A 14,273-nucleotide genomic window follows, 5' to 3' on the forward strand; every position below is an offset into this window, starting at 1 on the left:
GGTAATGAGTTACCCTTATTGTTTTATGTTTTGTATTCGTTACTCTTTACGAGCGTTCTTATTTTCCCGTTCCAGCGCCCAATCAATCGACTCTATGTGTTTACTGGGTTTGCCTTTGAAGTTGCTTTGAATCAGTGATTCATCGGCCAAGGCATCAATGGAAAACGCCAAGTTGTGACAATCGAGACAAACACTTCGAATCATCTTTTCATTGGGTCGAAGATTCAGATTTTGGTTATGTTCTACACGAACAACTTCTGTGCCAGCTTGCTTCTCTTTTACTCTTGGCATGTGGCATGTAGCGCAGGTTACTTGCGAAGCCGCAGCCAGACTGCCTTCCAGTACTTTGTCCTTAAGTTGAGCGTGAGGAGACGCCGTAAAATTCTTCGAATGTTCATCGGTATGACAGGATAAACAGGCTTCTGTAGCGGCGTATTCGGTATCAAAAGAGTGCGCGCTATGGCAGCTGTTGCACCCATGTTGGTTGTCTTGAACTAGCTCAGAAAACGACAGTCCTGAATATTCTGATGACATGTCTGAAATTTTGGCGATATAGCCCTGCGCCAACTTCATTCCATGCTTGCCTTCCAGAAAACCGGACGCTTCTTGTTGGTGGCAACTTTGGCATTGCTCGACGCCTGGTTGTTCGATCCACGCGGCTGCCAAAGAGGTCTGATCGTTTGTACTGGCCCCGGTAAGATGACAGCCACCGCAAGACAATCCCGCCTGCTCGTGGGCGCTGGCTTGCCAGTGATTATTGATGTCCGGATGCGATGCCATTTTCTGAGCAAAAAGCTCGGCCGTTAACGTGCTAATTTCTTGCTGATCCACGGATTGAGAAGCCGCATACGAGGGAATAGCACGATTGGTGTTGATCTCATCCAGATGCTTCAACCATTCACCACCGCTGTTTTTAACCAGGAAAGACTCATACAAAGCTTTGTTGTCGTGGTAGTTGTGACAGCCTGAACTGGCGCACGAATCAAACGGTAAATCTTTATGGCTAGGACGTTCTTCACCCACCGATTGATGGCAATGAAAGCAATAATCGTCCGGCAGGGTCACACCCATATCATGTGTTTGTTCTTCTTGGTGTTCAGTGTGGCAACTTACGCAATAACGCGCATCAATCACTTCTAATAGATCGGCATTACGAGGGTCAGTGAACTTCTTCTTCGGGTGTGAATCATGGGCGTCTTTGAGTTCTTGCTGATGGCAATTAGTACAGGCATTCTGAAGTACCTCTTGGCCGCCAAAGGGTTCACTATGACAGGACTCACAGGCCAGTTCGATCTGGAAATGACCGTGAGTTGCATCACCAATCAATAGCTCAGTTTTGTCCTCATCCAGTGTCATTTTGTAGCCATAAAAGCCGGTGACTGACAGCGTAATAAGTACCCAAAAAATCCATAACCACTTCTTCATTTCGTCTTCTCCGCTACCGTCTTCTCGCTAAAAGTAATACACAGACAAAATGTGAGCCGCGAGCAAAGCTGGCAACGGCCATGTCACTAAAATATGTAACCAAGTCCAGGTCTTACGAACATTCAACGCGGCTGATATGGGCAGTTTATGACTCAGTCCAACAACCGCGCCGGCCATAGCTCCCAAGGCAATCACTGCCAGAAAGTTAATCATCAACAGTTGATTAAGATTGACGCCCAGATGAAAGCCAGTATGAAAAATCAGCACAGCAACACACACCATGCCAAGCACTGTGTGTAAAGTCCGCCAGTATGCAAACTGCCCCATCCAAGACCAGTTAAGTCGTTTACGCAAAGACATGATCAAGCCAATCAGAGTCAGCCCAAGCAGAGTGAATCCGGTCACTTGTTTCCAAAAACCATCATTCCAGATGTGTTCAAACCAACCTTGTGTTTGAACACTGTCGGAGACGTGCGCTTCCGGTTGAAAAATAAGCAGCAAGGCCAGCAATACTGCCATCACACTGCCGAACAATACGGGCATCCATCCGCGTTCTTTTTCACGCTCTGCACTTTCACCAGAATGGTGTTCGACCAACTGCGAAAGTAATGGCTTGCATGAACCACATACGGTTCCGGCACCAGTCTGTTCAGAAAGCTCGGCGACCGAAGCGCAGCCTGTGGATAAGTAATGACTGAGCTCACCTTGAGAGATGTTATTGCATTGGCAGACTACGGCTTCAACTGGCCAGGTCGAGACATCCTGAGACTGCTCTTTGAGCCACAAACGGCCTGTTAATTGAAACGTCAGCAGTTGCCAAGGGTAAATGGTTCGACCTTGTTTAAAGGCTTCTTGAATTCGGTTTAACTCCGGCCATTCACCATAGGCCAAGGCGCCAATCAGTTTGCCTTTCAAAAACACCAGTTTTCGATATAGGCCTTGTTGCTTATCCTCAAAACACACCACGGTTTGAAACGGACGACGAACCAAATCAGTCACTTCGCCCATGCTGTAGACTTTTTGCCCCACCACTTTCAGGCGACTGACGGTAAGAGAGCCAAGATATTTTGAGTGTCCGCCTGAAATCACATCAGCAGCAATGGCCGCTTGTTCTAGCCCAGGGTTAACTAATCCGTAAGTTTCTCCCTGGTGTTCACAACATTCACCAATGGCATAGACCGCCTTATCGGACGTTTGTAAGTCATCGTTGACCACGATGCCATTGGCCACTTTGAGCTTGGAATCTCTGGCTAATTCGATATTGGGTTTGATGCCCGCGCATAGCACCACAGTGTCGCACTCGATGTCTTCACCGTAGTAAGTCGTTACACCAGTGACACTGTTGCGACCGGGAATCACCTCTTTCGCCGAGTGAATAGCTCGTACACCGGACGAGGTAATCACCCGAATCCCCAAGGCTTCCACTTGCTGTTTCAGTAACTCAGCGGCAGTTTCATCGAGCTGACGATTCATCAGTCGTGATCCCTGTTGCACCAAGGTGACTTTGGTATTGAGTCGGGATAACGCGCGCGCCGCTTCTAAGCCCAGTAAGCCGCCACCGACAACCACCACATGGCGAGCACTGGCAACGCGTGCGTATAAGAATTCTGTGTCTTTTAAATTTCGAAACGTATAAACACCGCTTTGATCCACACCAGGAATATTCGGCACATGTGCTCGTGCCCCCGTAGCGAAAATCAGTCGATCATAGGAATAACGTTGTCCGTTGGCATCCACCAGCGTTTTCTGCTCGGTATCAACACCTTTAATGGTGGCAATGAGGTAGTCAAAATTCGGATGTAGGTGGGAATCAGGTAACGACAGATCAATGTCATCACGAGTGACTTCCCCCGCTAACAGCGCCGAAAGTTGTACTCGGTTATAAGGTTGAAACGGCTCGTTTCCAAACAGTTGAATCTTCGCTAAGGGTTGTCTCGTCAACAGCTCTTTAACAAAACGCATGCCTACCGGGCCAGAACCAATAACAACGATTCGATCCGTTACCTTGGTCGGTCTGCTTTCGTTGGCAAGATCCACTGCAACCTCAGAAGGATCAACTATCTCTACGTCTTTCAGCGATACATTCGAGCTATTCATCACGGTCACTCTTCATCACAAAAACCTATCAAGTGACCCACTGATACTTATTCCCACCGATACTTAACTGCTTCAAAAAGCTGCGTGGCACTCGCGTACTAAGCACCGGGGTTAAGTCAGTTACTTTCAAGTCACTTGATAGTACTTCTTACTGCATGTTCAAAGTCAGGTTTCGCTACAAGACTTAGAACTTCGCACTCATCCACAACCACGCTTTATCGGTATCCACTTTGCCTGCGGCGTCATCACCCGCTGAATAGGCTGCGTATTTGATACCGCCGGAGTAGTTGTCGCTGAATTTCTTAGCCACTAACAGATCCAGTTCGCTGCCCAAATCGTCCACACCGTTAGATTCTTCATCGGCTTCAAACTCGTGATACACAGCCATCAGTTTTACACCAGCCACTTTGCCGCTGACCGTCAACGACATATCCACTAACCCTTGGCCTGGTGTACCCAAGAATTGATCCGCCCAACCGTTGAATTTATGAAGTGTCGCGAGAGGGGTTGTGAAACCGTAGGCACCGTCGTCTGAACCCAGTACTTCGTAGCCCAACTTGGCGGTCACGCCTTTGAACTCTGCCCCCGCTTCAAGATTCATGTAGTCGGCGTCGTTGTCACCCGCTGCAGATTCTTTGTCTTGGGTCGCGTATTCCAGGGTATACAGAGCTTTTAACTCTGAACTGACTTCGGTTTTGCCGCTGAAACGCAGGCCATAAGTGTCCAATGCATCGTCTTCAACATCTTCGTTTTCCAATAGATAGGCATAAGCGGACAACTTACCGAACGGCGTTTTGTAGCCCACGTTCAACAAATGGTCTTGAGAGTTAATGTCGGCTTCTTCCGCTAGAATACGATTGCGTTGATCCAGGAAGGCGTATTGAACAGACAAGTCTTTCATTGGCGTCACGTTCAACGTCACCGCATCAAAGGTCTGACGATCTTGTCTCCAGCCCACATGACCAACAAAACGGTGGTTATCCAACGTCAGCACCTGACGACCAAATTTGGTTGTCACCATCTCGTTTTTGTATTGGATGTAACCTTGATCCATTTCGGTGGTTTCAGGGTCAGCGATCACCGAATAGTCAGTGTTCTTACCTTGAGTATTGTTGTAGTCGTCCATGCCTAACACGTTGCGAGAATCTTCAAACTCGATAACCCCTGAGAAGCCTTGAACTTCACCGGTTTTGTACCCCAAACGCGAACGTAAGGTCAGCGCATCGGCGTCTTTTAGCGCATTGTCCTGATCCACCATTTCATAGCGTAAGCGGAAGTCACCGTAGGCTTTACCACCTTTCAGAGCTTCAGTGATGTCACTGCCCAAATCGGCAGAAGCCACGCTGGCCTGACCTGCTACCACGGCTGCTACGGCCAGGCTAAGTAGATTCGCTTTTGCTTTATTGTTTGAATACGCTTTCATTTACGCTTCTCCAAGTGCTGATGTTAGTAATTAGCTAGTTTTTTAATCGCGCCCACGACTTCTGATGATCGTGGTGCACGTTTTGGGTATTTCGTTTTAGAAATCTCTGACGTGACCTTTTCTAGGCGACCTCTTCTAAGCGACCTCTTCTGCTTTTCTATCTTTCTTAGCCGCTGCAGCCTTACTGATCGGTTCAACTTTGCGTTGTTTCTCATACAAGAACTTCAAGACTTCAGAACGCAAACGGTTGTATTCCGGGTCTTCCGCCAGCGACAAGCGATCCCGTGGTCGTTCCAGTTTCACATCCAGAATTTCGCCCACAGTTGCCGCCGGACCGTTGGTCATCATCACAATGCGATCCGACAGCAACACGGCTTCGTCCACATCGTGCGTAATCATGATGACGGTGTTGTTCAGTTCGTTCTGAATCTCCATCAGAGAATCCTGCATGTGAGCACGCGTTAGTGCATCCAGGGCACCGAACGGCTCATCCATTAGCAAGATTTCAGGTTGCATAGCCAATGCGCGGGCAATCCCTACACGCTGTTTCATACCGCCGGAGATTTCATCGGGGCGCTTATGCATGGCGTGATCCATGTGTACCAGTCTCAGGTTATGCTCCACCCACTCTTTGACTTCGGCTTTGCTTTTTGACTTTCCGAAGACTTGCTTCACTGCAAGCTCGACATTTTCGTAGGCAGATAACCAAGGCAATAAGGAATGATTCTGGAAAACTACCGCCCGCTCCGGGCCCGGTTCATTCACTTCTTTGCCATTAAGAACCACGCCGCCTTTAGACGCCTGATACAAGCCGGCCACCACGTTTAGTACGGTTGACTTACCACAACCTGAGTGACCGATTAGCGATACGAATTCACCTTTTTCAATTTTTAGATCGACACCCTGCAATGCGGTGAACGGGCCTTTCGGTGTATCAAACACCATGTCCATTTTTGAAATATCTAGAAGTGCGCTCATTGTTCTTTCCTCTCCTGAAAGCTATCGACGTGGCCGCTACTGTGTTAAAAACTGACTCAAAGTGCTCATTTATGAGTTATAAACTCCGCTTTTTCGTCAGTTTTTGCCTTGTATCGCCTGCCTTGATTACGCTTTCTAATAATGTTTTTCAGATTAAAGATGTTTCTTGTTAATGGCTTTTAGTTAACGGGAAGCTGACGATTTATCCCATGACACGATGCGCTGAATTTGAAGCATTGCGCGATCCAACAAGAAACCAATGAAACCAATTACGATTACTGCAGCCATAATGCGACCTAATGAATCGGAACTACCGTTTTGGAATTCATCCCAAACAAACTTACCTAGACCTGGGTTCTGAGCTAGCATTTCTGCAGCGATCAATACCATCCAAGCGATACCTAGTGATAAACGCATACCCGTGAAGATCATTGGAATAGACGCTGGTAAAACAATTTTCTGAACATGTTTAATCGCTGGTAGACGAAGTACGCGACTTACGTTCACCAAATCACTGTCGATGGAAGCCACACCTACTGACGTGTTGATTACCATTGGCCATAAGCAGCACAGGGTTACTGTGATCATTGAGTTAAGGAATGACTTAGCTACTAATGGATCAGAAGATGTGTACAGAGCACTGACCACCATGGTCACAAGTGGCAACCAGGCTAACGGGGATACCGGCTTAAAGATCTGAATAATCGGGTTCACTGCCGTGTTTAGTGTCTTGTTTAGACCAATGGCGATACCCAATGGAATAGCAATGATGGCAGCTAACAAGAAACCACTCATTACAGTAATTAAGCTGGTAAAGATCTGATCTAGAAAGGTTTCTTTACCGGTATAGGCGCGAATCTTAGGCACATAATCCGGATCAGCTTCCATACGCTTGGCATTTCGTGCTTCCTGACGCTCGTAGAAAGCTTCTTCCTTCTCTCGTGACGCCTGATGCTCTTCATATAAGCTACCGAACTGCTCCATCACCACCGATGGCCCCGGAAACTTACCGAGTGAGGTATCAATGTTTTTCGCCGCAACCGACCACAAAAACAAGAACACCAAAATTCCTAACATGGGGATACCCACGTACTGAACGCTCTTCTTAATGAATTCCTGAGCGGCATTTGGCAGTTCAAACTGCTCTTCTACTTTTTTGATTAATGATGTCGTACTGGACATAACATTCACTCCTGTCTCAATCCTGATGTTCGAGCGCAGGGTTCAGCGCAGTGCACCGAACCGCGTCTCTTGAGGCCCCCGTCAAGACGCCCCGTGTAACTGTCTTACAACTTGTCTCCGGCTTTTAAACCAATGCTGAACTTATTGATGTATTCGTTTGGCTTAGTACCGTCATAAACGATGTTGTCGATGAAGTGGGTTTGAGGGTCACGGAAACCGTCTTCAGAAGTGAAATCCGGGAAGTCTTTCGACGCCATCAGGCCTTCTTTGATAAGCGACTGAGCCGCTTTCTCGTAGATGTCCGGGCGATAGACTTTCTTAGCCATGTCTTTGTACCAGTCGTCCGACTTGTCTTCGCTGATTTGACCCCAGCGGCGCATTTGAGTCAGATACCAGATCGCATCTGAGTAGTACGGGTATGTGGCGTTGTAACGGAAGAACACGTTGAAGTCCGGCACGTCGCGCTTATCACCTTTCTCGTATTCGAACGTTCCTGTCATAGAGTTAGCGATCACGTCGTAATCGGCACCCACATAGTTAGGTTGAGACAAGATCTTCACTGCTGCCGGGCGGTTGGCGTTGTTGTTTTCATCCAACCATTTGGCCGCACGAATCAGAGCACGGGTTAAGCGAATGGTGGTATTAGGGTATTTTTCGGCGAACTCTTTGGTGATACCGAACACTTTCTCCGGGTTGTCTTTCCAGATCTCGTAATCGGTCACTACAGGTACACCAATGCCTTTGAATACCGCTTGCTGGTTCCATGGTTCACCTACGCAGTAACCGTAGATGGTGCCTGCTTCAAGGGTCGCTGGCATTTGTGGTGGTGGAGTAACTGATAACAAAGCATCGGCGTCAATCTGACCGGATGTATCCCCTTTATGCGGTGCATAGTAACCAGGGTGGATACCACCCGCTGCTAGCCAATAACGAAGTTCGTAGTTATGCGTAGATACGGGGAATACCATCCCCATATTGAAAGGCTTACCTTCCGAGTTGTATTTATCCACAACGGGCTTTAAAGCATCTGCCTTAATTGGATGAACTGGACGGCCGTCCGCCATTTTTGGAATGTTTGGTTTCATTTGCTCCCAAATTTCATTGGAAACCGTGATGCCATTACCGTTCAAATCCATGGAAAACGGGGTGATGATGTCGGCTTTAGTACCAAAGCCCATGGTGGCGGCAATGGGCTGACCTGCCAGCATGTGTGCACCATCTAGGCTGCCATCAATCACGCCGTTAAGTAGTACCTTCCAGTTGGCCTGAGCTTCGATGGTGACGTACAGACCTTCGTCTTCGAAGTAGCCATTTTCATAGGCAATCGCGATGGGGGCCATGTCGGTGAGCTTAATGAAGCCGAACTTCAGCTCTTCTTTCTCCGGATAACCCAATTTCTCAGCGTGTACCGTTGTGGCACCCAGGCTTACACATGCAGCGATTGCTGCAAACTTAAACGGTTTCAACCACTTTTTCATGGCTAGCTCCTATCTAATTGCTCGTTCTTATTGGAAGTACTATTCATTCCATTGTTGTTATCAGCAGTACCGATGTGTTCAGTACCAAATCCAAACCACAAAAAAAGGCGCTCATTCAGAGTGTTTCCAGCGGGAACTGAAACCTCTGAATGAGCGCCTTTGCTCTGCCTCTACCTAAGCGCCGTTGCTTAAAGAGACCTATGTATTCTGTCACTAGCCACCGCCGTTGGCAGCTAGTTAGTAGTTAGGCCTATTAAACAGATACCCCTGTTTAATAAACCTATTTCTTATAAAGCATCTAGTGTGCCAACTTTGAAACCCTTGATTTTCCAGGCTTACAGCCCATTTCACTTTCAAACGACTGTTTAAATGGCCCATTTCGCAACGCCTCCTTTAAACATCGCCCAAACTGTGTGCATAACCAGAAAAAGGACGAAATAGCCTGACCGTAGAGTCAATAATTTGCACAAGAAATGTTCGTCACATCCAACGACTATAAAATTCGCGCAAAAAATAAGCATTTCTGAAGAAAACGAGAAACGAAAATATTAGATCAATCAGATTGAAGTGAGAGAAATGGAAACGTAAAGAATACTTAGAGCGAAAGAACGTCCACAACCGACTGAGCAACGGTCGATAACGGCTCACCTTTGTCCATCGCCATTTTACGAAGCTTGGTATAAGCCTCTTCTTCGTTGATGTCTTGCTGATCCATCAACAAGCCTTTGGCCCGTTCAATGATTTTCCGTCCGGCCAATTGATTTTTTGCTTTATTAAGTTCACCAATCAAGCTTTGCTGTTCTTTAAAGCGTGCTACGGCAACAGTGATAATCGAGCGAATACGATGAGGGTGAATCTCTGCGGCGACATACGCGCTGACGCCCGATTTCACCACCTGCTCAATTACTGCGGGTGCATCTTGCTCGGCAAACATGATCACTGGTCTCGGCGCTCGATGGCTAAGCATAGACAATTGATGAATCAATTCATCATTGGGAGAGTCAGTCGATAGCACCACGATCTCGGCATTGGAGTCCTGTACTCTGTCGACCAAATTTACGATATCCGATAAATGACCAACCACGTGGTAGCTTTCATCTTCAAGCGCGTGCTTCAGTAACGAGCTTTGAATCTGAGTCGTATCAACTAATAAGACGGTAGATTGCGAAGCAAGAGTCATATCACTAACCTGAGAGTCGTTAAACACTGACCTTCAAACACTAACCTTTAAACATTCTGGGGAAAAAAAGCCCAACACAGAGTATTGGGCAAGTGGGGGAAGATGTTACCGAAGTAACAAATCGAAAAACTGTTTAATTCTGTTCAGACCTTATTCTGTGTAGGTCTTAATTACCCGGCTTGCACTGCGATCTTATCGTTAGCCGCTTTTACCGGGTACACGTTTAGCTTGACGCTTTCGTCTTCAAGGCACTCGCCCGTCGCTAAACAAAAATGCTGTTTGTAGACTGGTGACGCCACAACCAATTTGTCTCCCAAAGAACCAACAATGCCACGTGACAGCACATTGGCTTTGCTGAACGGGTCAAAATTATCGATGGCAAACAATTCACCGGTACGTGTTTTGAACAAAGCAACCTGCTTATCTTCAATCAAGGCACATACACCAGTGTCAGGAACGATGTCGTCTAGTGAACACACTTCAATCCAATTTTCGCTCATGATTTCTATCTCTCTCTATAGTCAGCTAATGGCTAGGTAAAGGTTCAAAAACGAACCCTTACGCTAACTCAGCCACTGGAATTTTTTTCTCATCTTCGGTGGCAGGACGAATCTGGCCACGCTCTTCAACAAATACTACGTTTTCGTCACTCTTATCTGAGTTCACAAAGTGACGGAAGCGTTTCAACTTCTCAGGATCATCAATCGCTTTCTTCCACTCACACTCATAGGTGTCAACGACGTACTGCATGTCTTTTTCAAGCTCATCACAGATTTCAAGCTTGTCGTCGATCACAACGCTCTTCAGATAATCCAAACCGCCTTCAAGGTTTTCGAACCATACCGACGTACGTTGTAGACGATCTGCCGTACGAACATAGAACATCAAGAAGCGGTCGATATATTTGATCAGGGTTTCTTTATCCAGATCGGTTGCAATCAAATCCGCGTGACGAGGCTTCATACCACCGTTACCACATACGTACAGGTTCCAACCGTTCTCTGTGGCGATGATGCCCACGTCTTTACCTTGAGCTTCCGCACACTCACGAGTACAACCGGAAACTGCAAATTTAATTTTGTGTGGCGAACGTAGGCCCTTATAACGATTTTCAACTTCAACCGCTAAGCCCACACTGTCATCCACACCGTAACGACACCACGTACTACCAACACAAGACTTCACTGTACGAAGCGACTTACCATAGGCATGACCAGTTTCGAAACCGGCATCAACCAGACGACGCCAGATTTCAGGAAGCTGCTCTGCACGAGCACCGAATAAGTCGATACGCTGACCACCTGTCACCTTGGTATACAGATTGTAATCACGAGCCACTTCACCCAACACGATTAGCTTGTCTGGCGTCACCTCACCACCAGCCATACGAGGCACGATGGAGTAGGTACCGTCTTTCTGAAGGTTGGCCATGTAGTAATCGTTGGTATCTTGTAATGGATGATTTTGTGCTTCCATCACGTGCTCATTCCATACGGAGGCTAAGATAGAACCAACGGTTGGTTTACAGATATCACAACCGTGACCTTTGCCGTGTTTCTCTAGCAACTCGTAGAATGACTTAATCTTTTCCACTTTGATGATATGGAACAGTTCCTGACGCGTGTGTGGGAAGTGCTCACAAATGTCTGTGTTCACTTCTACACCCAGCTTTTCAAGTTCACTGTTCATTACTTGGGTAACTAATGCAGCACAACCACCACAACCCGTTGCGGCTTTGGTTACATCTTTCACATCACCAATGGTGTGCGCGCCTTCTTGAACGCTGCAACAGATCGCCCCTTTGCTGACGTCATAACACGAACAGATTTGAGCCGTATCAGGCAGAGCATCTGGGCCAAGACCCACAGCTTCTGAACCGTCACGATTTGGAAGAATCAATGAATCCGGATGCTCTGGCAGATCAATGCCATTCAATGCGTACTGAAGCAAGGTACCGTAATCTTCGGCCTCACCCACCAATACCGCACCGAGTAATTTTTTCTTATCCGCACTGACCACTATGCGCTTATAGATTTCAGCAGGCTCGTCCACATAGGTGTAGTTGTGACAACCAGGGGTCTGGCTTAATGAATCACCAATACTCGCAACATCCACACCCATCAACTTCAATTTGGTCGACATGTCTGCACCGGTGAAGGCATTGTCAGTCGTACCTGAGGTTGCGATGTGATCGTACGCCACTTGCGCCATCTGATAACCTGGAGCAACCAAACCAAAGATCTGACCATTCCAAAGGGCACACTCACCAATCGCGTAAATGTCTTCGTTCGATGTCTGACACTGGTTGTTCACCACAATACCGCCACGAGGACCAACCTCTAGACCAACCTTGGTTGCCAACTCGTCTTGTGGGCGAATACCGGCAGAGAACAAAATCATATCTGTTTCAAGGAATTCGCCGTCTTCAAATTCCATACGATAGCGAGCGTTCTCGCCATCGGTAATGTTCAGAGTGTTCTTAGAGCAATGAACCTGTACGCCTAGCGACTCGATCTTATTCTTCAGCATTTCGCCACCGCCCACGTCCAACTGAACGTTCATTAGGCGATCCGCAAACTGAACCACATGCGCTTGAAGTTCTAAATCGTGCAGTGCTTTCGCGGCTTCCAAACCAAGCAAACCACCACCAACAACAACACCGGATTTAGAGACTTTTGCAGACGCTTTAATGGCTTCAAGGTCTTCAATCGTACGATAAACCAAACAATGTTCTTGATCGTGACCAGGAATAGGCGGAACAAACGGATATGAACCCGTCGCCAGAATCAGTTTGTCATAAGCAACACGGGCGCCACTGGCAGCAATAGCTTCTTTCGCATCAAGATCAATGTCTACGATTTTTTCATTGATATGAATCTCGACATCGTTTTCTTGGTAATAGCCTTCCGGAGCCATTAATAGGTCTTCAGCTGATCGTCCTGCAAAGTACTCTGTTAAATGAACTCGGTCATACGCTTGGCGTGGTTCTTCAGAGAAAGTGACGAGCTGATACTGATCGCGTGACTCACCTTCCAGTACGTTGTCGATGAACTTATGTCCAACCATGCCATTACCGACAATTACTATTCTTTGCTTACTCATGGAACTCTTCCCGCTACTCTAAGAAAATCACGATTGTTTCTAATACACATAGGACATAGCAGAGAGCGTGCCAAGAAAGAAAAAACTTATTTTTATAAATATTTTCAATGAGTTATAAAGTTATAGACACCTATTATTTTTAATTTCATCCGCTTTGGTAAATTAGGCGCACCAAATAAAACCACACACCCAGTATGAAATTACCAAAATGAGGCAGAACCCTCTTTTTCTAACTTTTTAGTTATCTTTCTGAATAAGTTCAGTGCAAAAACAAGCACTTGCTCAGTTTTGTCATCCCTCATCGCCCCAAGATCTAACAAGTCACACAGACAAATCAGCCAATAACAAAAAACGCACCATAAGAACTGACTATTTTTTGTACCAGCTCGAAGCACAAGACGTTTACATAAGCTTCTTTCTATAAATAAGGCGTAGACCTTGCATCTAATTAGCCTATTAATAGTCTTCACCCTTAAAGAACATTAATCAGGTTCGACAAGCGTGAGTTTTAATGGAAAACAGTTATGGTCTTAAAACAATTTATCAATAAGCTCTTTAATAGAGGGGCATCTGAGCAGGCACCCCCGGAAGCCTTATTGACCGAACAGCAACGAACAAAGCTCAACACCACCTTTATAGAAAGGTTGGCAGAGCTGGAAGACCCTCAAGCTCGGTATGATCTCGCCATTCAATTCTCTGAGAAAGGCGCGACGCAAGCGCTCTATACCTTGGGCGTGTTTTACGAACAAGGGGACGGTCAGAAAACCTACCCCGAGTTGGCAGCTGAATGTTATTGGCGTGCAGGTAAGTTCGATATTGCCGAAGCGCAGTACAACCTCGGGCTACTCTATGCCCAAGGGCAACTGGGTCAAGTGGATCTGGTGTCTGCTCACTATTGGTTTACCGAAGCCACCAAACAAAATCTGGCTCAGGCTCAATTTAATCTGGCTACCTTTTATGAAGACGGCTTGGGATGCGTCGAAGATCTCAAAAAAGCCTTTGAACTCTACCAAACCGCCGCCAACCAAGGATTCATTACTGCATGGCACAACCTGGCATTGATGCACTATTCAGGCAAAGGCACCCAACGCAACCCGATCACCGCCTACGCTTGGGTATTATTGGCGGCAAAAGCCGGACTGAAAGAAGCCCAGGAAACTGAACCAGTATTCACCGAAGAACTCAAAAGCGAACAGATTCTGGCAGGAAAGACTTTGCTTGAAGAACTGCAACAAGAGTTCAAAGCCTTCTTACCTAGTAATGAAAGCACAACGACTCAGGCCACTGATAATAAAAACGACGATGATGACAACTTCTATGAAGTGAAATAGCGTGATTGCGAGCAAGAGAAATAACGTCATTCACCTCTCACAGACATAAAAAAACGGAGCTGATAAATAGCTCCGTT

Annotated in this window: 10 protein-coding genes; 1 reads left to right on the top strand and 9 read right to left on the bottom strand. The window is 46.7% G+C overall.

From position 1 onward, the window contains the following. Positions 1-39 precede the first annotated feature (39 nt). From ACFOEK_RS07025 to nirB, 9 genes are all read right to left on the bottom strand, one after another. A complete protein-coding gene (locus tag ACFOEK_RS07025; protein WP_386718193.1) occupies positions 40-1,425 on the bottom strand; it encodes a cytochrome c3 family protein in 1,386 nt (461 codons plus the stop codon). Positions 1,426-1,452: 27 nt separating this feature from the next. Beyond that, positions 1,453-3,522 carry an FAD-dependent oxidoreductase gene (locus ACFOEK_RS07030; protein WP_386718196.1) on the bottom strand — a complete coding sequence of 690 codons (2,070 nt, stop codon included), beginning with the start codon at positions 3,520-3,522 and terminating at the stop codon, positions 1,453-1,455. Between the two features lie 184 nt (positions 3,523-3,706). Beyond that, entirely contained in the window at positions 3,707-4,945 is a 1,239-nt protein-coding gene (locus ACFOEK_RS07035; protein ID WP_386718199.1) for an alginate export family protein, read from the bottom strand. Between the two features lie 135 nt (positions 4,946-5,080). Next, on the bottom strand, positions 5,081-5,923 hold the full coding sequence (locus tag ACFOEK_RS07040; RefSeq protein ID WP_386718202.1) for an ABC transporter ATP-binding protein: 843 nt from the start codon (positions 5,921-5,923) through the stop codon (positions 5,081-5,083). Positions 5,924-6,106: 183 nt separating this feature from the next. Next, positions 6,107-7,105 (bottom strand): ABC transporter permease, encoded by a 999-nt coding sequence (locus ACFOEK_RS07045; RefSeq protein ID WP_386718205.1) that lies wholly within the window; start codon positions 7,103-7,105, stop codon positions 6,107-6,109. A gap of 104 nt (positions 7,106-7,209) precedes the next feature. Beyond that, positions 7,210-8,583 carry a CmpA/NrtA family ABC transporter substrate-binding protein gene (locus ACFOEK_RS07050; RefSeq protein ID WP_386718208.1) on the bottom strand — a complete coding sequence of 458 codons (1,374 nt, stop codon included), beginning with the start codon at positions 8,581-8,583 and terminating at the stop codon, positions 7,210-7,212. A gap of 595 nt (positions 8,584-9,178) precedes the next feature. After that, positions 9,179-9,763, bottom strand: a complete 585-nt coding sequence (locus tag ACFOEK_RS07055; protein WP_386718211.1) for an ANTAR domain-containing response regulator — start codon at positions 9,761-9,763, stop codon at positions 9,179-9,181. Between the two features lie 170 nt (positions 9,764-9,933). Then, complete coding sequence (gene nirD / locus ACFOEK_RS07060) at positions 9,934-10,263, bottom strand: nitrite reductase small subunit NirD (RefSeq protein WP_386718214.1); 330 nt, start codon at positions 10,261-10,263, stop codon at positions 9,934-9,936. A 58-nt stretch (positions 10,264-10,321) separates the two neighbouring features. Then, complete coding sequence (nirB, locus tag ACFOEK_RS07065; RefSeq protein ID WP_386718217.1) at positions 10,322-12,865, bottom strand: nitrite reductase large subunit NirB; 2,544 nt, start codon at positions 12,863-12,865, stop codon at positions 10,322-10,324. A 524-nt stretch (positions 12,866-13,389) separates the two neighbouring features. On the opposite strand from nirB, the gene ACFOEK_RS07070 reads away from it, so the two are divergent. Next, positions 13,390-14,196 carry a tetratricopeptide repeat protein gene (locus ACFOEK_RS07070; protein ID WP_386718220.1) on the top strand — a complete coding sequence of 269 codons (807 nt, stop codon included), beginning with the start codon at positions 13,390-13,392 and terminating at the stop codon, positions 14,194-14,196. The last annotated feature ends 77 nt before the right edge of the window (positions 14,197-14,273 follow it).

The organism is Litoribrevibacter euphylliae (assembly GCF_042646085.1).
Taxonomy (GTDB): Bacteria; Pseudomonadota; Gammaproteobacteria; order Pseudomonadales; family Litoribrevibacteraceae; genus Litoribrevibacter; species Litoribrevibacter euphylliae.

Excerpts from the sequence above, each read along its gene's own strand:
- ACFOEK_RS07025 (WP_386718193.1), bottom strand. The coding sequence starts at position 1,425 with ATGAAGAAGTGGTTATGGATTTTTTGGGTACTTATTACGCTGTCAGTC.
- ACFOEK_RS07030 (WP_386718196.1), bottom strand. The coding sequence starts at position 3,522 with ATGAATAGCTCGAATGTATCGCTGAAAGACGTAGAGATAGTTGATCCT.
- ACFOEK_RS07035 (WP_386718199.1), bottom strand. The coding sequence starts at position 4,945 with ATGAAAGCGTATTCAAACAATAAAGCAAAAGCGAATCTACTTAGCCTG.
- ACFOEK_RS07040 (WP_386718202.1), bottom strand. The coding sequence starts at position 5,923 with ATGAGCGCACTTCTAGATATTTCAAAAATGGACATGGTGTTTGATACA.
- ACFOEK_RS07045 (WP_386718205.1), bottom strand. The coding sequence starts at position 7,105 with ATGTCCAGTACGACATCATTAATCAAAAAAGTAGAAGAGCAGTTTGAA.
- ACFOEK_RS07050 (WP_386718208.1), bottom strand. The coding sequence starts at position 8,583 with ATGAAAAAGTGGTTGAAACCGTTTAAGTTTGCAGCAATCGCTGCATGT.
- ACFOEK_RS07055 (WP_386718211.1), bottom strand. The coding sequence starts at position 9,763 with ATGACTCTTGCTTCGCAATCTACCGTCTTATTAGTTGATACGACTCAG.
- nirD (WP_386718214.1), bottom strand. The coding sequence starts at position 10,263 with ATGAGCGAAAATTGGATTGAAGTGTGTTCACTAGACGACATCGTTCCT.
- nirB (WP_386718217.1), bottom strand. The coding sequence starts at position 12,865 with ATGAGTAAGCAAAGAATAGTAATTGTCGGTAATGGCATGGTTGGACAT.
- ACFOEK_RS07070 (WP_386718220.1), top strand. The coding sequence starts at position 13,390 with ATGGTCTTAAAACAATTTATCAATAAGCTCTTTAATAGAGGGGCATCT.